This window comes from Acidovorax soli (genome assembly GCF_900107605.1).
GTDB lineage: Bacteria > Pseudomonadota > Gammaproteobacteria > Burkholderiales > Burkholderiaceae_C > Acidovorax > Acidovorax soli.
This window is the reverse complement of the sequence record NZ_FNQJ01000024.1, coordinates 1-21230: the sequence shown is the minus strand read 5'-3', so window position 1 is coordinate 21230 and position 21230 is coordinate 1. Positions and strand designations below refer to the sequence as shown.

Below are 21230 nucleotides of genomic sequence, written 5' to 3'. Positions count from 1 at the left end.
GCTGGCGCAGGAAGCATCGCACTCGCCGGCAGCAATGGCGACGTCAGGAACATTGACGTGGGCGACGCCTCACAGTAGGGATGTTCGTCCGAAATAAGCAGTCACCCGTCAGCAAAGGGCAGCTACCCCGCCTTGAGCAGACACTGATCGGCTGACGGCCGCCGGCAGCAATCGCTGCAAAGTAGACATCGAGATTGCTGCAATGGACGGTGGCGATGAGCCGCAGGCAGTGCGTTCGACTGACCATTGGCATGCCATCGCGAGTGGTCTTGTCTGTGCGTCTAGTGCTTTGACAGGCGGTCCGTGGGGTGTCTCTCAGTCAGCGGATTTTTTCTTTGCCGAAATGGCCTTGCCCTCTGTTGTTCGGCGGTCCGCATCAGTTTGCTTCACGGATACCCCGAGGTAACTCTCAAGAGCAAAGCGAACCACGTCAGACCGCGTAGGGATGACCTTCAGCGTCGAGGCTAGCTCGATGCGCTTCTTGTCGATGAGCTCTTCCAACTCATCGCTCACCCGTATGTTTAGTTGATTTCGGCTCATGTGCTTCTCGGCTGATTCGGCATTTTAAGGGGTCAACAACCTTTATTGCTAGACCAGTTGACAACGTGCTTATGCGACATACAATAAATACGTCTAGCAATAAAGCTGGGTGACAAAGGAGAAAACATGGAAGCTGAACTACTAACCACAGAGGAACTTTCTGCCCGGATCAAGTACGACGTGCGGACCATTCGCGAGCGATTGAAGGACAGCGTCTTACTTGAGGGGATTCACTACTTTCGTCCCTTTGGGGGGCGAAAGATCCTCTACCGTTGGGAGGCCATTCAACGAGACATGATGCGGGTGTCAGTGGCGAGACCCACGGGGATGAGCGCCATTCCGATGGCCAATGGAGGTGTACTTCATGGGTAGTATCCGCAACTCAGACACCATGGGCAGCCTGTTCATGGACTTCAGATTTCAGGGCCAGCGGTGCCGGGAGTACACGGCACTGACCGACACCCCAATCAATCGCAAGAAGCTGGCAAAAGTCCTCGCCAAGATCGAGTCCGAGATCAATGCAGGCACCTTCGTATACGCCAACTACTTTCCCAACAGCAAAGCGCTCAAGCGTTTTGCACGGGCAAACCTTGAGAAGGCGGCTCCCACTGCGGTGATGGAGGCGATCGCAGAGTCGGCTGAGAAGACGGCCGTAGAGCCGAAGTCGACTGGCCCATTGTTCTGCGAATTCTCGGCCCAATGGTTCAAAGAGCACGAGATCGAATGGCGCCGCAGCCACATACGCTCCTTGCGCTCGACACTGGACGGTCGCTTGATCCCGCATTTCGGGCAAAAGGTGGTCAGCAGCATCACCAAATCCGACATCCTTGCCTATCGCGCCACACTCGCCAAAGTAAAAGGTCGCGGAGACAAGGAAGGACTCTCACCCAAACGGATCAACGAGATCATTGGCACGCTTTGCCAGATCATTGACGAAGCCGCCGACCGATTCGAGTTTACGACGCCCACGACCAACATCAAACGACTGCGTGTGCGCAAGGTCGATGTGGATCCGTTCAGCCTGCAGGATGTACAGAGCATTCTGGCGACCGTCCGTGCGGACTATCGCAACTATTTCACCGTGCGCTTTTTCACCGGCATGCGCACCGGCGAAGTCCATGGCCTCAAATGGCGCTATGTCGATTTCGAGCGCCGCCTGATTCGGGTCCGGGAAACCGTGGTTCTTGGAGAGGACGAATACACCAAGACCGACGGCAGCCAGCGCGACATCCAGATGAGTCAGCCGGTAGTCGAGGCCCTCACCAAGCAGTACGAGGTGACGGGAAAACTGTCCGACTACGTGTTCTGCAACCTGATGGGCGCACCATTGGATAACAAGAACTTCACGGACAGGGTCTGGTACCCGCTGCTGCGACACCTGGGATTGACCGAGCGGCGCCCCTACCAGATGCGCCACACCGCGGCGACCCTGTGGCTGGCTTCCGGTGAAGCGCCCGAATGGATCGCACGCCAGCTCGGCCACACCTCTACCGAAATGCTGTTCAGGGTCTACAGCCGATACGTGCCCAACCTCACGCGCCAGGACGGTTCGGCCATGGAGCGACTGCTGGCCAGTCGGCTTGCCACCGGCAAGGTCTTGCGCATGGACGGCGCTCACCTGCAGCAAGTGGGCGATAGCAACCTATTCGCCGAAGCAGGGGGCAGCGAGCGGGCGACCATGCCCGTGCCTAAACCCCGAGGCGTTGCGGTTGGAGCCTTAGAACGGGCCCGAACAAACTGGTCACGCACATCGCAGGACATCACCCTGCCCGAACGCCATGCGGGCGAAGACCCGCAACCCCCGCCCCCGGGCGCGATGCGTACTCACGTCAGACGGCTGAACCCGCTGCACGCCTGAGGCCGCACTAAGCCACCGTCGACACCTCCGAACCCCGCTGGCACCAAGCAGCGGTCTGGGCGGAGCTTTGTCCGACGCAGGCCCCTCGCTGTGTCATCGCCCACCTCATTCACCTTCAGTCTTTCATCGCCAGGAAACCATGAATCCCATCACTGTGCGCCGATATCCCCGAGCCCCATATTCCGAGAGCTGTTACGTGCCACCGGCACCAGCGGCTCCACAGAATAGGTCGTTGACCTCCAGAGTTGAGCAAATTCATGGAGTCGTAAACCTGCTCGATCACCTGCCAGCCTGCGCCAACAAGAGTCTGCGCCGCTTTATCGCCGATGTGTTCGACAAGGCACTTCTTGCGGCGTACTCCATACCGGCGAGGGTCGCCTGGGCGCCCGAGTGTTGCCAATCCGCAGAACATTCCCTGCTCGACTGGAGCCTTCAGATGTCCAAACGCGCCCGACGGTATCCGGCCCTGCACGCATGGGAGCGGGATGTGGCTGCCGCAGCCGCTTTGGTCGCCCCTTGTGGACTGGCAGGCTACCTGCATGACCATCCCGACCGAGACCCTGCGCTAAGCCTGAACAGCGAGGAATGCGAAGAAATTGTCGCGCGGCGCCTTGTGATCCTCGACGCCCCCTTGCGCCGCTTGCGATCACGTGATGCCGAATGCGGCAGCACGTTGGGCGCAGTGCTCGACGTCAGTGGAGACGAAGAGCTCGACCGCCAGCAAGTCGCTCGCATCACCGCCGCCATCGGCTTCATGGCAATCCTCTGACTATGCGCCCCACACGCTGAACAACTAGACCCCAACATCCATGAAACTCACATCCAATCCAATATCCAGGAACGCCTCTTCCGCTGGCTCAACCCCAACCCACTTCGTGCAGGAGCACAAGGGCCTGTGCATCTTGGCGTTACCAGCAAGCTTTCGCAAAGCGGTCCCCGCAGCGCGCTGGGGGGAGATCCACCGTGAACTGCATGCCCAAGTGCTGGAACTCATTGAGCGACTGCCCGGAGCGGTTCACTTCGTCGCGATGCCCCTGTGCGTAGCCCAGATCACCGGCGACATAGACCCGGCAGAGATCGGTCATCGGTTGACTCAAGAGGACTTCATCCTCGAGCCCAGCGGGCGGACGGGAGAAACCAGCAGCCGTGCGACCACCCGCAGGCCAGCCTCCAAGAAAGGAGCCTCCCGTGCGTAATCACCGAGCCCGACAAGGAACTCAGGACATGTTCGGAGCCCCCCAGAGTCAGCGTGCTGTGCAGGTCCAGGCTGAGCAGCGTGCCCGGTTGCTTGGGCAACTACCGCTGCTTTCTAACCAGGCGCTGGTGCCATTCGTCACAACGGTTTTTGCATTGGATGAACTGGTCGCCGCATATCTCCTGCCTTTGCGTTCTGCGCCCCGAGAACTGGATGAAGGAGATCCGACTGCACTGTCGCAGTGTTTAGCTGCCATGGGGCGTGCCCGCCGTTGCAGAACCTTGGTCCTCAAATCCAGCTGGGAGCCCGTTGCCGTGGCGCTGTTGGTCAACCCCTGTGGCTACTACCTCTGCTTGCGCGAACTCATGTTTGGACGTCACTACGTATCGACGCCTGACATGTACCAGCGGATCAGCCATGTCAGAGCAGAGGTGCTGAGCAAGCCCCTGCAGGCACTGTGTGAAGCCGACCCCCAGGTCGGACGTTATCTCGCCTGGATCTTGGGGTTTGGTTCCTACAAGGGGCTGGATGTCCGGCGGGCGGTCGACATGCAGAGGGCGGTGTATCGCGAGACGCTATGGATGAGCTGAGTCATCGCCATGACCACGAAAGGAATCAACGATGCACTGGATCATTCACCTGACGCTCCTGGCGTTGAGCGCCATCAACGCGTATCTCATCTTCCGCAGGGATTGGGATCCCATGGACGCCTGGCTCTTTGTGGCGGGTGCAGCGATGGCGCTACTCCTCGCGTTACTACTGCAGCTGCTCTTTCAGGTCAGGCCCGAGGAGCGCATCGCGTTCCTGCGCGAAGTGGCCAAGACGGCTAAAGCCGATCTGGTCGCCTTCCTGAAACTGCTTCGCTTCTGGCGTTGATAGCGATCTCCATTCCATGGCGGTCGCGCGAGATGTGACCGCTGCAGAACCCAAGCAGAAATTTCTACCACCATGAGAACAACGAATATTCAATTGCGCGCGCACATCAGTGAACGCAGCGCTCAGCTACGACACGTCGCCGCAGAACTCAAGACCGAGCTCTTTGGGATTGATGGCATCATCGATCGCGTGATCGACACAATACGGGCGTGGTACGTCCTGCCCGACATCATCAACCGGCCAGTCATCGTGAACCTATGGGGGCTCACCGGTACGGGCAAGACCCAACTCATTCGCAGCCTGTCCAAGAAGCTTGGGTTCTATGACCGTCTGATCGAAGTTCAGATGGACGGCTATTCCAACGGTGGGGGAACGTCGATCGGTTCGATGTTGTCAGACTCCGCGATCGCCGAGGGCACTCCTGGAATTCTCGTTCTCGATGAGTTCCAGCGGTACAGGACCATTGACCGCGATGGGCGCGAGCGCAAGGTCGAGCACTACATGGATGTGTGGGGCTTGCTTTCCGACGGGAAATTGCCTCCCAACATCAGCTTCCTTGGGGATATGGAGCGCAGGTTGGCCGAGGCTGCATATCGTGACGAACACAAGCGGGTTGGCATGACGTCGGATGCTGACGAGGAGGATGTGGTCGTTGGGCTGTTCGCGCGAACGCCCCGCAATCATCATTCGAAGTTCGCCCTGCCGCCGTATCAGGCCCAGGAGTTTAAAGCGACGTTGAAGCTCAAGGAGTCCATCATGGAGATCATGACCTGGTCTCCGCAGGATCTCCACAGTCGCTTGGTTGACTTCATGCAGGACCCCCATGCGTGGGAGACGGATTACTCGAAACTGCTGATATTTGTCTGTGGCAATCTCGATGAGATGTATGCAGACGCAGCAAGTCGTGTGGAAGACTGCGACACAGATGCTGATGTGTTCCATGCCATGACCCGCAAGCTTTCGCTCATTGATGTGAAGCGGGCGTTGAGTGAGCGCTTCAAGCCCGAGCAAATTGCCCGGCTTGGCAACAACCACGTCGTCTATCCCAGTCTGAACCGCTCGACCTACCAAAAGCTCATCGCGGTGGCGGTGCACGGGTACTTGCAGGAAATCGAGGCATCCAGTGGACTGCGCTTTGAAGTGACCGATGCGGTCAGGGAGCAGATCTACGCCAATTCGGTGTTTCCCACCCAGGGCACCCGTCCGGTGTTTTCTTCCGTGCACAGTCTGATGAGTGCACCTTTGGTGAACTTCACGCTCTGGGCGCTGGAGCAGGGCGCCGGGCCAGGTGAGGAGCTGACCATCGATGTTGACCCAGATGCCGGGCTACTGATCTCGCGATGGGGCCACCGGATTCATACCGTACCTGTAACTTTTGAGATCAGCAGGCTTCGTCAGCGACCCGATCCAGATATGCGTGCGGTTTTGGCTGTGCACGAAGCGGGGCATGGACTGATCTACGCGTTGCTGTTCAAGCAGCCACCGCTGGAGATCCGCATCAACATGGCGACTTTCTCCGGCGGCTACAACAGCTTCAAAGAGCTCAAAGTAAAAACCCGCGGCAATCTGCTCGACGCGGTGTGTGTTGCGCTCTCAGGTCGCGCTGCCGAAGAGATGGTGTATGGCATGGAGTCGCTGAGCTCGGGCAGTGAGAGCGATCTCAAGTTGGCGACGAATCAAATGGCAGCCTTCATTCGACACGCTACGTTTGGCGAGCGCATCAGCCATGTGGATGTCAGCACCGAGGCCGGGGAGAACATCAACACGGATGTGGCCAGTAACAATGCGGAGATTGAAGCAGGGCTGCAGAAGCAGTACAAGCGTGCGCAGGGATTGCTCGCTGAAAACCGAGCCATCTATCTTCGGATGGTCAACGAGCTCATCAACAAGGGTCAGCTGGAGCCGCAGCAGATCCGGGATTGGCTGGGCCTGTCGGAGTCGAAGGTGCCCAAGGATGCGCTGGAGCCATTTGATGCAAAGTTGAGAGAGTTCGAACGACGCCATTCCCAACGGCTCACGAGTGTCTAGGGAATCCGGGGCGATTCATCCAATTTGAAGCACTGCGCCCTCAAGACAGTTGACCGAGCGCAGGGACCTGTATCCATCTGTGATCGTGACGGTAAGATGGGACGAGTGATTTCTATGTATTCAATCCACTCTTTCGAGCCGGATTGAGCTGCCAAACTCTCTCAGTCTCCATGCTCGACGACATCAAAAAAACCCTCTGGGCCACCGCCGACAAGTTGCGCGCCAACATGGACGCCGCCGAATACAAGCATCTGGTGCTCGGCCTCATCTTCGTCAAATACATCTCTGACACCTTTGCCGCCCGCCGTGCCGAGCTGACGGCCCGCCTGACCAACCCCGACGACGAATACTTCTACGGCGACGCCGACCCCGCTGACATTGAAGCCGAGCTGGAAGACCGCGACTACTACAAGGAGGTCAACGTCTTCTGGGTGCCCGAAGGTGCGCGGTGGGAAGCGCTGCGCAATGCCGCCAAGCAGCCCGACATTGGCAAGCGCATTGACGACGCCCTCACACTGATCGAGGCCGAGAACCCCAAGCTCAAAGGCATCCTCGACAAACGCTATGCCCGCGCGCAGCTGCCCGACGGCAAGCTGGGCGAGCTGGTGGACTTGGTGTCCACCATCGGCTTTGGTGAAGACGCTGCCATTGCCCGCGACGTGCTGGGCCAGGTGTACGAATACTTTCTGGGCATGTTCGCCAGTGCCGAGGGCAAGCGGGGCGGACAGTTCTACACGCCCGCCAGCATCGTCAAAACCCTGGTCGCCATCCTCAGCCCGCACGAAGGCAAGGTGTACGACCCGTGCTGCGGCTCGGGCGGTATGTTTGTGCAGTCAGAGAAATTCATTGAAGCCCACGGCGGCAAGCTGGGTGATGTGAGCATCTACGGCCAAGAGGCCAACCCCACCACCTGGCGTCTGGCCGCCATGAACCTGGCCATTCGCGGCATTGACTACAACCTGGGCCGCGAGCCTGCCGACACCTTCACCCGCAACCAGCACCCCGACCTGCGGGCCGACTACATTCTGGCCAACCCGCCCTTCAACATCTCTGACTGGTGGCACGGCAGCCTGGAAGGCGACCCGCGCTGGGAGTATGGCGACCCACCCCACGGCAACGCCAACTACGCCTGGTTGCAGCACATGCTGCACCACTTGAAGCCCACGGGCCGCGCAGGCATCGTGCTGGCCAACGGCAGCATGAGCAGCAGCCAAAACAACGAGGGCGTGATCCGCGCCGCCATGGTCGATGCCGATGTGGTCGAAGTCATGGTGGCCCTGCCCGGCCAGTTGTTCTTCAACACCCAAATCCCCGCCTGCCTGTGGTTTTTGGCCAAGCAGAAAACGCGCAAGGGTGAAGTGCTATTCATCGACGCCCGCAAACAGGGCCGCATGATCAGCCGCGTGCAGGCCGAGCTGACCGACGACACCATCGCCCGCATCGAAGCCGTGGTGGCCGCCTGGCGCGGCGAGCCGGGCGCAGGCAGCTATGAAGACGTGAAAGGCTTTTGCCGCAGCGTGCCCCTGGCCGAAATCGCCCAGCACGGCCATGTGCTCACCCCTGGCCGCTATGTGGGCGCAGAAGACGTTGAAGACGACGACGAAGCCTTTGCCGACAAGATGCAGAAGCTCACCGAGAAGCTGGGCGAGCAGATGGCCAAGGGCGCGGAGCTGGACGCGGTGATTCGGGCGAAGCTGGGGGGGCTGGGGTATGAGTTCTGAGTGGATTGATTCCACCCTCGGCGAGTTTGTCCGCTTGCAAAGAGGACACGACCTCACAGCTTCGGAGCAGCAGCCTGGCACTGTACCGATCATGGGCTCTGCGGGGCCAAACGGAACACACAACAAGGCACTGGCCAAAGGCCCCGGGCTTGTGATTGGCAGAAGTGGCGCATCGGCGGGACGGGTTCATTTCAGTGAGGTGGACTATTGGCCGCACAACACCTGCTTGTATGTGACGGATTTTTTGGGCAACAACCCGAGATTCGCCTATTACCTATTGCAAACGCTAGATTTGGCTGCTTTTAATTCTGGGAGCGCGCAGCCATCCTTGAATCGCAACTTCCTCTATTCCATCCCGCTAAAAATTCCACGGCCAGTGGAGCAGGATGGCATCGTGGAGGTGCTTAAGGCCCTCGACGACCGCATCACCCTCCTCCGCGAAACCAACGCCACCCTCGAAGCCATCGCTCAGACCCTGTTCAAGTCCTGGTTCGTCGATTTCGACCCCGTGCGTGCCAAGATGGAAGGCCGCACGCCCGAAGGCATGGACGAGGCCACCGCAGCGCTGTTTCCCGATGGGTTTGAAACGTCGGAGTTGGGGGAGGTGCCGAGGGGGTGGCGGGTTGGCATGATCTGCGATTTTGCGCAACTCAAGAAAGGCTCCGTTAACCCAGGTAGCCAACCAGAAGTGACTTTCGAACACTTCAGTCTGCCCTCGTTTGATGCAGGGCAAAGGCCAATTTTTGAACTTGGTGAATCCATCAAGAGCAACAAGACGCCCGTCACCCAAGATGCGGTTCTGCTGTCAAAGCTAAATCCACACATTCCGCGTATCTGGCTGCCGGTTGAGTGCGGATCGAACGCCGTGTGCTCAACGGAATTTCTGGTTTTCGTGCCCACAGGAGCTGGCTCGCGGGAGCTCATTTACTGTGCTTTTAGCTCCCCAGACTTCATCGCTAGATTGCAGCAGCTTGTGACTGGAACATCTAACAGTCACCAGCGAATCAAACCCGATCAGGTGGCACTTATGTCCTCTGTCGTGCCCACCGCAGATGTAGCCCGAGCGTTCGAAGCCGTGGTGAAGCCTATTTTCCAAAAGGTGTTCGCAAACAGAGAGCAAGCCCAAACCCTCTCCACCCTCCGTGACACCCTGCTCCCCCGCCTGATCTCCGGCCAGCTGCGCCTGCCCGAAGCCCAGGCCGCCTCCGAGGCCGCCCTGGGCGGTACGCTGTCAGTATGAATGCTTTGTTTTTGATAGCTGCTAGCGCTTATCCATAAAGCGCTAGCGTCCAATTTGGCTTAAAAATCTGCTCCAGGACCCGTGTGATGTTTTCACCCACCTCCCTTGAAGACCTGGCCCTGCTGCGCGAAACGGTAGAGCTGGAATGCAAGCTGGCCCAGGGCCAGAACGGCCAGGGCGAGGTGCCCAAGGATTTCTGGCCCACCTACTCGGCCATGGCCAATGCCCACGGGGGCGTGGTGCTGCTGGGGGTGCGCGAGAAGGATGGGGCGTTCTCCATTGCAGGCATTGCCAACCCGGCGAAGGTGCGGGCAGACCTGTTCAACAACCTGAACAACCTGGGCAAGGTGAGCGCCAACCTGTTGACCGACGCCGATGTGCAGGAGTTGGTGCTGGGGGACAAGAGCATTTTGGTGGTGCGCATTCCGCAGGCCATGCGCAAGCAAAGGCCGGTGTTCCTCAACGGCCAGCCGTTCGGCCATACGTACAAGCGGCTCAACGACGGAGACCGGCCGTGTGATGAAGAGACGGTCAAGCGCATGCTGGCCGAGCAGGTGGAGGATGAGCGCGATGCCCGAATTCTGCCGGGCTTTGGTATGGGGGACATTGATGGCGAGAGCTTGCGCATCTACCGCCAGATGCTCAAAGACGAAAAGCCAGGTCACCCTTATCTGGAGCAAGACGACTTTACCTTTTTGACCAGCCTGCGCGGCTGGCGGCGTGACCGCCAGACAGGCCAGGAGGGAATGACGCTGGCGGGCCTACTGATGTTTGGCACCTGGGCGGCCATCCAGGAGGCCGCGCCGCACTATTTTCTGGACTATCAAGAGCGTCCAGAGGCCAAAACCGAATTGCGTTGGGTTGACCGATTGGTACCTGATGGTACCTGGACGGGCAATCTTTTCGAGTTTTACCGCCGGGTGTACCGAAAGCTGGTGGCCGACCTGAAAGTTCCGTTTTCGCTCAAAGACGGCCAAAGGCAAGACGACACGCCGGTACACGTCGCCTTGCGTGAAGCGTTGGTCAACACCCTGGTGCATGCGGACTACACGGGCCGGGTGTCGGTGTTGGTGGTCAAGCGGCCAGACATGTTCGGCTTTCGCAACCCTGGTTTGCTTCGGCTGCCTGTGGAGCAGGTGATTCGGGGTGGCGAGAGCGATTGCCGCAATCGCATCCTGCATCAAATGTTCTTGCTCATTGGCCTGGGTGAACGTGGGGGCTCGGGCATGCCCAAAATTTACAGCGGCTGGCAAAGCTGCCACTGGCGTCAGCCGCTGCTGAGGGAAAAGGACATGCCAGAGCAAACCTTGCTGGAATTGCACATGCTGGATTTGCTGCCACCTGCGGTGCTGGACGCACTGCGGGCGCGGTTTGGTGCATCGTTCGATCAGGTGGGGGCGCTCGACAGAATGATTCTGTCCACGGCCGTGATCGAAGGTGTGGTCAACCATGCGCGCATGACCGAGATTTCCCCCCAGCATCCTCATGACATCAGCTTGGCGCTGGCACGGTTGGAGCGTGATGGGATGTTGCTCTCCCAAGGCCAGTCTCGTGGCAAGGTTTATTACTTGCCGGGCGCGGCTCCCGTTACCCCGGAGCAGGTATTTCCCGCAGCGTTCAGCTTCGGTAGTAATGGCACTAGCTCCGGTAGTAGCACTGCAAGCTCCGGTACTAAGGAGGATACCTCCGGTAGTGATCAGCCCGTGCGGCCGGAGCAGGCCACGCCTCGCACTACGGAGGGCGTCAACACCCACACTGCAACCAGGGATGAGCACGGTTGTCTACTGTCGCCCTTGCTGGATGCGCCCGTCTTGGATGATCTCAGCGCCCTTTCAGATACATTGAAGGACGACCTGTTGCGGCGAGCCGCCCTACCCCGGGGTAAGGCACGGTTGGAGCGTCCAGCCATGGTGGAGGTAATCTTGTCGGTATGCGAAGGACGGTATGTGCGGCTCAGTGCATTGGCTGAGCTTTTAAACCGGGATCCAGACGGTTTGCGCAAAGGCTATTTGGACGCATTGGTCAGGGAGCATCGCATTCGGCGCGCATTTCCTGGTACGCCAACCCATGAGTTGCAGTCCTATCGGAAAGCCGAAGAATGATCGGGGGGCTTTCTGCGGGGGCCTGCAACAGGTACCTGCGCTACATCGAGCTGATGAAGCTGTAGCCACAGGACAAAAAAGCGAGAGGGAGCCGTGACCGAAGACCAACTGGAACGCGAAACGCTGGCCTGGCTGCAAGACGTGGGCTACACCCACCGCTACGGGCCTGACATTGCCTTTGACGGCACCACGCCAGAGCGCGCGGACTACCGGCAGGTGCTGCTGCCCTTTCGGCTGCGCGAGGCCATCAACCGCCTGAACCCCGGGGTACCAGCCGCTGCCCGTGAAGATGCCATCAAGCAAGTCACGGATCTTGGCATCCCATCCCTGCTGTCGGCCAACCGCGCGTTTCACAAGATGCTGGTGGGTGGTATCCCCGTCCAGTATCAGAAGGACGGCGAAACACGCGGCGACTTTGTGCGACTGATTGACTGGGCACACCCCGAGAAGAACGAATGGTGGGCCGTCAACCAGTTCACCATCAAAGGTCCCCACAAAACCCGCCGCCCCGACATCATCCTGTTCGTCAATGGTCTGCCGCTGGTGCTGCTGGAACTCAAAAACCCCGCAGACGAGAACGCCAACATCTGGAAAGCCTTCGACCAGATCGAGACGTACAAGGAGCAAATCCCGGACGTGTTCCAGTACAACGAGGTGCTGGTGATCTCGGATGGCACCGATGCGCTGATGGGTTCGCTGTCTGCCAATGCCGAGCGCTTCATGGCTTGGCGCACCATTGATGGGGTGAACCTCGACCCACTGGGGCAGTTTCAAGAACTGCAAACCCTGGTGCGTGGCGTGCTGGCCCCGCAGTACCTGCTGGACTACATCCGTTACTTCGTTCTGTTCGAGGATGACGGCCAGCTCGTCAAGAAGATCGCGGGCTATCACCAGTTCCACGCGGTGCGCGCCGCCATCGAAGAAGTGGTGGCCGCCTCCCGGCCCGGAGCTTCCCGCAAAGGCGGCGTTGTGTGGCACACCCAGGGCAGCGGCAAGAGCATCACCATGACCTGCTTTGCCGCCCGTGTGATGCAAGAAGCGGCGATGGAGAACCCCACCATCGTGGTCATCACCGACCGCAATGACCTGGACGGGCAACTCTTTGGCGTGTTCAGCCTGGCCCAAGACCTTTTGCGCGAGCAGCCGACCCAGGCTCTGACCCGTCCAGACCTACGCGCCAAGCTGGGCAACCGCCCCTCGGGCGGCATCATCTTCGCCACCATCCAGAAGTTCATGCCAGGGGAGGATGAAGACATCTTCCCGGTGCTGTCCGAGCGCAGCAATATCGTGGTGATCGCGGACGAAGCACACCGCACCCAATACGGTTTCAAGGCCACCCTCAAAGGCAAGCCTGGGGAAGAGAAGTACCAGGCGGGCTACGCCCAGCACCTGCGCGATGCTTTGCCCAATGCCACCTTTGTGGGCTTCACCGGCACACCAGTCAGCAGTACCGACCACGACACCCGTGCGGTGTTTGGCGAGTACATCCACGTCTACGACATGCAGCAGGCCAAGGAAGATGGCGCCACTGTGGCCATCTACTACGAGTCGCGCCTGGCCAAGCTGCGACTCAAAGACGAAGACCTGCCCAGCATTGACGATGAAGTGGACGAGCTGGCAGAGGACGAAGAAGAAAGCCAACAGGCCAAGCTCAAAAGCCGCTGGGCCGCCCTGGAAAAGATCGTCGGCGCAGAACCCCGTGTGGCCAGCGTGGCCGCCGACCTGATCGCCCACTTTGAAGAGCGCAGCGCAGCCCAATCGGGCAAGGCCATGGTGGTGGCCATGAGCCGTGAAATCTGCGTTCACCTGTACGACGAGATCATCAAGCTGCGCCCTGACTGGCACGACCCAGACCCCGAGAAAGGCGCGATCAAGATCGTGATGACCGGCTCAGCCAGCGACAAAGCCCTGCTGCGCCCCCATATCTACGACGGCAAGGTCAAAAAACGACTGGAAAAGCGCTTCAAAGACCCCGCTGACCCGCTGCGCCTGGTCATCGTGCGCGATATGTGGCTCACCGGCTTTGATGCCCCCTGCGTGCACACACTGTACGTGGACAAGCCCATGAAGGGCCACAACCTCATGCAGGCCATTGCTCGCGTGAACCGCGTCTTCAAGGGCAAGCAAGGCGGCCTGGTGGTGGACTACATTGGCATCGGCAACGAGCTGAAAGCCGCCATGAAGGAGTACACCGCCAGCAAAGGCCGGGGTACTCCCACCGTGGATGCCCGCGAGGCGTACAGCGTCCTCATGGAAAAACTCGATGTCCTGCAATCCATGCTGCATGGCTGCGATTACAGCGACTTCCTAACCGGGGGGCACCAAACCCTGGCCAAGGCTGCCAACCATATATTGGGCCTGCGGGAAGAAGGCGGCAAGGACGGCAAACGCCGTTTTGCAGACACCACCCTGGCATTGACCCAAGCCTTCTCGCTGTGCTGCACGCTGGACGAAGCCAAGGCAGTGCGGGAGGAAGTCGCCTTCATGCAGGCCGTCAAGGTCATTCTGACCAAACGGGACATCACCGCCAAGAAGCGCACCGACGAGCAGCGCGACGAAGCCATCCGGCAGATCATCAGCAACGCCGTGGTGTCCGACCAGGTGGTGGACATCTTCGACGCCGTGGGTTTGGACAAACCCAACATTGGCCTGCTGGACGACGAATTCCTGGCGCAGGTGAAGAACTTGCCCGAGAAGAATCTGGCGGTGGAACTGCTCGAACGCCTGCTCGAAGGTGAGATCAAGAGCCGCTTCGGCAGCAACGTCGTTCAGGAAAAGAAGTTCTCCGACCTGCTGGGCAACGTGATCAAGCGCTACCAGAACCGCTCGATTGAAACCGCGCAGGTGATGGAAGAGCTGGTGGAGATGGCCAAGAAGTTCCGGGAGGCAGCCAGCCGGGGCGAATTGCTTGGCCTCTCCGAAGACGAGGTGCGGTTCTACGACGCCCTGGCCACCAATGAATCGGCGGTCCGAGAGCTTACCGACGAAACCCTCAAGAAGATCGCCCACGAGCTGACCGAGAACCTGCGCCAGAACCTAACGGTGGACTGGTCTGAGCGTGAGAGCGTGCGGGCCAAGCTGCGGCTGATGGTCAAGCGGGTCTTGCGTAAGTACAAGTACCCGCCGGACTTGCAGGAAGAGGCTGTGGACTTGGTGCTGCGGCAGGCGCAGGTGTTTGGGGACAACTGGGGCGGCACCTAGCCTGACTCCGGGGCGAACCGACGCGCCAATATTGATGAGCGCTTCGCTCAGGGATTCTTGGTACCGAAGGCTTTCACGGCATCAAGCAAGCCCTTTGCGAGCGTGCGGATACCGCTCAAGCTGTAGCTGCCACCGATCTGTTCATAGGTGGAGCCAGCCCGTTGACATCAAGGCGCAGTGCTGCAGCGCCAGCGTGCTGAAGAACCGTCGCGTGGTCTTCAACATCAAAGGCAATGACTACCGGCTGATCGTGGCCATTGCGTACAAGTTGCAGATCGTCTACGTGAAGTTTGTCGGCACCCACAAGGAGTACGACGCAGTGGACGCAGAAACCATTGAAATGGCCTGACCGGCCACGGAGGAAAACATGGACATCCGCCCTATCCGCACCGAAGCCGACTACAAGGCCACGCTCAAAGAGATTTCGGCCTTGATGGAGTCCGACCCTGATCTGGGTACGCCAGAGGGGGATCGCTTGGACATCCTGGCCACGCTGGTGCAAGCCTACGAGGCCAAGCACATGCCCATAACCGCGCCAGATCCGGTAGAAGCCATCAAATTCCGCATGGATCAGAACGGTATGTCCGTCAAAGATCTTGAGCCAATCATTGGCAAAAGCAACCGCGTCTACGAAGTCCTGAGCCGCAAGCGCCCGCTGACGCTGGCCATGATCCGCAGACTGCACAAAGGCCTGGGCATCCCGGCCGAAGTGCTGATTGCGGAGACGGCTGCAGTGTGATCATCGAACGCTGAGTTTGGCTTGGGGTACTACCACCCCCGGTGGGTTACGGTTGCATGGAAGTCAACAGCCGAGCAGTTGAGCTCTTCATTAAGCTGGACAGGGTATTCACGCCCACCGTCAAGCAGCTCTGGCGCGAAAATCCAGCTTCAGGCTAAAATTGCTCCACTGGTTGCCAGCGTGTCGACCAGAACGCCTGCAAATGGCGATCCTTCAAGACAGGGAAACCCTGTTTTACGAATAGTCGCAGCCTTCAACGGCCCGACCTATATTTTGATTGACTGGTAGCTCGTATCTTCCAGCCTCTCAATGGGGAAAACTACCCCTAAAAAATAAGCCGACGATTTAAGTTCGTCGTGCTCATCAAAATTGGTTGCTCCTACCAGCGTGGCAATCATCATTTAAAAGAACATTTTTTGGCGAAACTTCGCCACTAATGTCTCTTTGATTCCAAGCGGTTCGTCTATCGCTCAATTTTCATCGACGGCATGCTGCGCCGATGCTTTTCTACTGGCTGCGCACTTCGCGCGACCTGTCAAATTCGCTATCCGAACGATAGCGCTTTCATCCCTATTTCATTTGACTCGCTTTCGTCGCGAGCTGCCGTTTGTCGTGCGGCATTGAATTCCACGACCCCAATTTCTAGTTTTAGGAGTATTTATGGTTAATGAAAATGCATTGGCTTTTCAGTCAACAAGGAATGGTGAATTAATCGTAATTTTGGAGCAAAAAGTAAGTCATCAACTAACAGCTGTTATTGATGAAGAGGGTGTTGAGGTCGGTGGCGGGTTGGCGGATTTGCGATTTGGCGAGATGAGCTCCATGGCTGCTGCGCTGAAAAATATATTAGCCAGCGAACGTTTGTGCGAGCCTGAGCTGCTATTGATTGAATCAGCCGCGCGCAGTAAACCTGGTGGAACGATTTTGCAATTGCGATTGTTCTGTTATGCAGAAGAAGGTGCGTTTGATAAATCAAAGGCGATTCGTCTCATTGGCGCGACTTTGCAGAAAATGTTGGGTTACTCGGCGCAAAACGATCAAAATTATTTAGATGAAAATCAACTTTCAGACTGTGAGAGGGAAAGTGTGCGGACTGTTGCGCAAGATGCATTACGTACCTTGGCCAATAGAAAGATCAAGGCTCCCATTCATGTTGATTTTTGCGGTATAAATATTGATTTGAAGGGCAAATTTGCGCCTCGTGCGAACCTGGCTTGTTATGAGCCAAAGCAGATTTCTCTTTATGGTCGGATGCTAGGTTTTGACGTGGGAAAGAAAGTTTTATTAATGCAGGTTGAAAGGAGGGTTATGGATGTTCATTATCTAGAGGATGAGTTACCACTTGTTCAGGTGGCAGAGCTTGCGCAAGTTGGTTCAGAAGTACATGTCCGAGCAAGGCAAACGTTGGACCATCTTGGGCGCGAAGTGCTTTGTTTTTCTTGCTTTGCCGAACCCCGTTTAGTAGATTAATATTATTGGGCTACGTTGTCAGATCGCTCTGGCGAGCTGACAACGCGAGTGCTAAAGTAATCAAGAATATTAATAAAAATTCTTGGCTCGAACGAATGACTCCATGACCTCTTAATCCATTTACTGCACTGCGATCAATAATGCTGACGAGGGGAGATCCGAGTCTTGCAGGGTCCACCTGAAGCCTGCGCCCTTCAATATTTAAGTCACGATTTTGGGATAGGTTGAAGCCATTTTCATTCGCGAATGCCCGAATGGAATCTGAGCGTGAATTTGTAAAAAGATGAAAGGATTTATCATCAAGCCTCCATAAATCAACCACATGCTTTAAAAATTCAAAGTGCTCTTTTTTCCACAAAAGCACCTGTCGTGAGGGACCGATGAAGGAGCGAATTTCCGCATTGGAATAAGAGGTTTCTTTCAATGGGGTTTGATCCCACTCCACGTGATCGGCATGCCGAATTAGTTCAGCCCAGCGTGTCGGTTGAATGCCAGAAAGCCAGTCAAGTGGGTGCGAGCCTGATTTGTTTCTTGAAACTATGTGGCCCGTTTCTATCAATAAATTCTCTAGACGCTTTGCATTTTGGTCTGAGACATTTGTCTCCTGCTGAGCGATTCCGAAATTCCTCCGTAGAACAAGCATCCGAACAAATTTGAGGGCCGTCACTGGTGTGAGGGGGCTTGTAGTTGCTGCGCGTAAATAAGGGTCGGATGTGCTTAGGTAATCATGGTGTAGCACGACATTGTCTAGGTCAATCAAATTTTCTTGGAGATATTTGGACCTTTCCTGCTGCGTGAAAGTCTGCATCTGGACAGAGTAGATCGCCTGCTTAGGAAAATAATGTAAATAACTTCGAAACGTTGTAGCAGGCTGTGCATGACCCAGTAGTCGGGCGATAGCCCACGAACAGCGGCGTGTCGATCCATCACTTCCTAGAAGAAGCCGCCTCGCATTCTGATGTGCGGCGTTGCCACTATCAACCGGATTCAGATTCAATGTGCTGAGGCCCAAGAGCTCAGCCACCCTGTTCGCAAACGTGTGTCGGTTGTGATGCGGACTGAGTTGAACGTTGCGGGTTACCTGTTGAATGACAGCACCAATTCTTCTGAGTAGTCCTCGCCGCTCTTCCAAACCATCTAGCCCAAACTCGGTCGGGAAGAGTTCGTCTTTGTCATGCAAGACCGGGGTGGCCTGTCGTACTAGGAAGCATTGCTCGATGATTGCCCTCTCGTGATCCGTCAGCCGAAAGAGGAGTGGAACTTGGCGACGGCTTGCTGGCGATTTCAGCCGGCGCAAATGATTGCTCCGAACCATGAGCACCACACAGTCCGGCGCCGGCTCCGTCCAGTCAGATCGCAACAGACATGCGGCCTCCATCCCGCGCAAGCCGAATCGGTACATCAACAGATTGATGAACGCGCATTGAAGATCGCCCACGGATGCTTGGGCTGGAATGGGCGCAAGACAAGCATTGATGCGGAGGTACTCCAGCTCTGTGATGCAGCCAGCGGATACCAACAAGCTGGGCCCATCTGAAAAAATTTCTGACCAATCTGGGTTTTCGACTCCGAACGCAGCGTTTATCGTTTGGTGGAAGTCCTTCAGGCACTGGAGGGCTAGGTGGAGGGTCTTGTAGCCATTCCTTGTTACCTCTGAGCCGGACTCTGGTGACGACTCGGTTGGATCTGGAATGCTCGAACGCGCGTCCATCAAACGCAGGTAGAAATCTGTGACATCTTCTTCTTCGCACGCCAGGAGATCGTGGTCGAAACCGACGGCCAGAAAGCACAGTGACAAGCTGCTGAAATATCTGTCGACAGAACTGACGCGAAGAAGGGTGCCCTTGCGGGTGCTTCTACGTAAGAGGTGCCGCACCCACTCCACCAGGAGAAGGCAACTTCTACCGGCGGACCCTCGGTATTGATCCAGCGCTCTGCAAAGTGCCGCGTCCATATTTCTGCGGCCGATCCCACCAGCGGTAGCGGCGGCGTGTTTTCTGAATATGGTCCGCACCTCGCCGAATAGCTTCTTGCTTGCCTCCTGTGAGATGGCGGGATCTGGCATTCCGGTTGGTGGCGAATGGTCTGCCGTATCTCTGTCAACCAGAGCGGATAGATGAACTTCATGCTGGTCTGGAGATATCCTGGGTGGGCCTTGCTCGTCCTCGAAAATTTCCGAGCCGCTCTCCGTTTCGGATGCTTTGAATGTTCCGAAATCACCGGCCGCACCGTGCCGCAGTCTGATCCAGTCGCGATGCGGCAATCCGACGGATTGGAGGTCGCCATTCAGATAGGCCGTAAGTGAGGCGGGGAACTCCAGAAGGTTTGCTTGATGGACCAGTTGCGCGATTTCAGAGATCGTTGCAGTGGCGGTGTTTATGTGCGGGGCCAGCAGCCCGATCTCTTTGCAGAGCTTTTGCCACTCAACGGGAGGACTGCTCTTGCCCATGTCCAGGCCACGTTTTGTCGTACTGGCGCGGGCAAGGAAGTTCGCTGCGGCAACACTGATGGGGTAGCGTTTGACGGCGCAGCCCGAATCGATGTCCAAGTCAGGGGAATACTCCAGATAGTAGGATTGATCGAAATGCACAAGCCGAAAATTCTTGGCCACGAGCAGGTCTCGGAGCAGTGGAGGCTCTGTCACCCTGGACTCAAGAACGGTGAGCGCCGTGCCATAGAAAAGACATTCGCGAAGCGAGGTGCGGGAGAGCTCCATCGCTTCAAGGATGGGCTGCAGAGCATGAAGTGCCGCCGCTACCTTTTGGCGGCTGCCGATAGCTTGATGCGAGAGCAACGTGCGCTCCTCCAAGGCCGGCAGGTAGCGCTTTTTGAGACGTGGTCGAGTCCCATCCGCGCACCAGCGTTGACGAATCCAATCCTGAAGCGCTTCGTATCGAAGGGAGCCGAGTGCTCGCGGGGTGCCCGAGTCGTTGAGCAGCATGCGTTGGCTCAGCATCTCCCACTCGTCGGCTGAGATTGAATCGACAGGGCGCTCGCCAACAAAACGAAGAATCTCACTTTGTGCTTCAGTCAGTGCGTCAGCGTGGCGTTTCGCGCGTCGAGTCTCACGGGCCGCTCTGCCGAATTGCGCACCCTCTTCAAGGCATGTCTTGCCAGGCGTCAGGTCGGGAAAATCAAGGGGCGTGGTGTCCCAGCCAGGCGCTTGAAGTGGGGCAAACTGAAGCGCGGCGAAGAGCTGTTCAAGGGCCGGGCGGATAGCCTCCAAATCCTGAAGCCTCAGCCGTGCCGAGAACCGTCCGTATGTAGCCGTTCCTCCTTCTGCATGTCCGAGGAGGCCGTCGATGATCTCGGGGTCTTGACCCAATCGGCGAAGGCTCGTGCTGGTCCGATGTCGGAACAGATTCCACGGCAACGGCCAGGAGAAGACCTCCATCGAGTCCAGCGTCACTTCAGATACTTCGAACCAGCGCAGGCTATTCCGTGCAGGGTCTTCTCTGAGGAAGAAAAGTGCTGGCATCGCGGTACTGGCTGCACCCGCAGATAGAGCCTGCAGCTCTTGAGAGAGAGGGGGGTCCTGGCTGCTGAGGGAGGAGGCGAGGCGACGAAGGTGGGGCAGGTAGAAGTCTCGGAAGAGCAGGACCAACTCGCTGGGGAGAACCACCATCCGGCCGTCATGACGTTGGGAGGCAACTTTGTCCACGACGAACAAATACCTTTCGTCCCAGTCGACCTGCCCGAAGGACTCCAACGGGCTCGACACCGGCCGAATTGCAGTCGCGGCAAGTATTGCTGCGGTCATGTAGACCGTCACCGCGTTGTGATGGACAAGCCAGTTCTCTGCCGGTCCAGCCGCCAAACTGCCAATGCGCTGACGTACCCGTGCAATTTCTTCGCGCAGCAATGGGTCGAGCGGGCTCAGTTCACTGCCGGCGATGTTTTCTTGTGCTTGCGCGTTCCGTGGGAACAAAGGAGGTGGCGCGAGACCCGCAGCGGTTATGCCTCGGTGGACTTCCGCTGTCCGAAAAGCTGCATAGGCACAAGATCCCGGCAAACCACTTCGCGAGCTGCTCGCAAGCAGGCGACCGAGTACGGGGTCACCGGTTGCCTCGAAAACGCCTTGCTCAAGGACGTGTGCGAGCATGCCTGAGCGAACGCGTTCAAGGCCGGGCGTGTGTTTGCACATGTCGTTGAACATTGCCTCCGGCCCCGATGGCCACCCAAATTCCCCCGCCTATGGCCACCTCAAACTCCCCCACCTGAACTGATCGGGGATAGGGGTTAAACGCCGGCGCCGTCGGC

16 protein-coding genes are annotated in these 21230 nt (G+C 57.7%); 14 read left to right on the top strand and 2 right to left on the bottom strand.

The window, feature by feature from the left end; translation table 11 throughout:
* Nucleotides 1-315 precede the first annotated feature (315 nt).
* Nucleotides 316-540 (bottom strand): hypothetical protein, encoded by a 225-nt coding sequence (locus tag BLW02_RS20105; RefSeq protein WP_008903536.1) that lies wholly within the window; start codon nt 538-540, stop codon nt 316-318.
* 126 nt (nt 541-666) lie between these two features.
* On the opposite strand from BLW02_RS20105, the gene BLW02_RS14360 reads away from it, so the two are divergent.
* The 14 genes from BLW02_RS14360 (at nt 667) to BLW02_RS19725 (ending at nt 16970) form a co-directional block, all read left to right on the top strand.
* Nucleotides 667-912, top strand: coding sequence for a hypothetical protein (locus BLW02_RS14360; protein WP_008903535.1), 246 nt, complete (start codon nt 667-669; stop codon nt 910-912).
* Entirely contained in the window at nt 905-2398 is a 1494-nt protein-coding gene (locus tag BLW02_RS14355) for an Arm DNA-binding domain-containing protein (protein ID WP_092699712.1), read from the top strand. The genes BLW02_RS14360 and BLW02_RS14355 overlap by 8 nt, the downstream gene beginning before the upstream one ends.
* A 232-nt stretch (nt 2399-2630) precedes the next feature.
* On the top strand, nt 2631-3167 hold the full coding sequence (locus BLW02_RS14350; RefSeq protein ID WP_240485389.1) for a hypothetical protein: 537 nt from the start codon (nt 2631-2633) through the stop codon (nt 3165-3167).
* A gap of 40 nt (nt 3168-3207) precedes the next feature.
* Nucleotides 3208-3594, top strand: a complete 387-nt coding sequence (locus BLW02_RS14345; RefSeq protein ID WP_244273706.1) for a hypothetical protein — start codon at nt 3208-3210, stop codon at nt 3592-3594.
* A gap of 28 nt (nt 3595-3622) precedes the next feature.
* Complete coding sequence (locus BLW02_RS14340) at nt 3623-4183, top strand: hypothetical protein (protein WP_092699657.1); 561 nt, start codon at nt 3623-3625, stop codon at nt 4181-4183.
* Between the two features lie 31 nt (nt 4184-4214).
* Complete coding sequence (locus tag BLW02_RS14335) at nt 4215-4469, top strand: hypothetical protein (RefSeq protein WP_092699655.1); 255 nt, start codon at nt 4215-4217, stop codon at nt 4467-4469.
* A gap of 72 nt (nt 4470-4541) precedes the next feature.
* Nucleotides 4542-6497, top strand: a complete 1956-nt coding sequence (locus BLW02_RS14330) for a peptidase M41 (protein WP_092699653.1) — start codon at nt 4542-4544, stop codon at nt 6495-6497.
* Nucleotides 6498-6667: 170 nt separating this feature from the next.
* Nucleotides 6668-8218 carry a class I SAM-dependent DNA methyltransferase gene (locus BLW02_RS14325; RefSeq protein WP_092699651.1) on the top strand — a complete coding sequence of 517 codons (1551 nt, stop codon included), beginning with the start codon at nt 6668-6670 and terminating at the stop codon, nt 8216-8218.
* Entirely contained in the window at nt 8208-9458 is a 1251-nt protein-coding gene (locus BLW02_RS14320; RefSeq protein ID WP_092699649.1) for a restriction endonuclease subunit S, read from the top strand. Before BLW02_RS14325 ends, BLW02_RS14320 begins: the two co-directional genes overlap by 11 nt.
* 86 nt (nt 9459-9544) lie before the next feature.
* Nucleotides 9545-11560: an RNA-binding domain-containing protein gene (locus tag BLW02_RS14315; RefSeq protein WP_092699647.1), complete on the top strand. Its 2016-nt coding sequence runs from the start codon at nt 9545-9547 to the stop codon at nt 11558-11560.
* A gap of 93 nt (nt 11561-11653) precedes the next feature.
* Entirely contained in the window at nt 11654-14761 is a 3108-nt protein-coding gene (locus BLW02_RS14310; protein WP_092699645.1) for a type I restriction endonuclease subunit R, read from the top strand.
* A gap of 34 nt (nt 14762-14795) precedes the next feature.
* Entirely contained in the window at nt 14796-15110 is a 315-nt protein-coding gene (locus tag BLW02_RS20440; protein ID WP_092699643.1) for a type II toxin-antitoxin system HigB family toxin, read from the top strand.
* An 18-nt stretch (nt 15111-15128) separates the two neighbouring features.
* On the top strand, nt 15129-15500 hold the full coding sequence (locus BLW02_RS14300; RefSeq protein WP_092699641.1) for a helix-turn-helix domain-containing protein: 372 nt from the start codon (nt 15129-15131) through the stop codon (nt 15498-15500).
* Nucleotides 15501-16160: 660 nt separating this feature from the next.
* On the top strand, nt 16161-16970 hold the full coding sequence (locus tag BLW02_RS19725; RefSeq protein WP_139285386.1) for a hypothetical protein: 810 nt from the start codon (nt 16161-16163) through the stop codon (nt 16968-16970).
* A gap of 10 nt (nt 16971-16980) precedes the next feature.
* On the opposite strand, the gene BLW02_RS19720 is transcribed toward BLW02_RS19725, so the two are convergent.
* Entirely contained in the window at nt 16981-21126 is a 4146-nt protein-coding gene (locus BLW02_RS19720) for a site-specific integrase (protein WP_139285385.1), read from the bottom strand.
* Nucleotides 21127-21230: the final 104 nt, after the last annotated feature.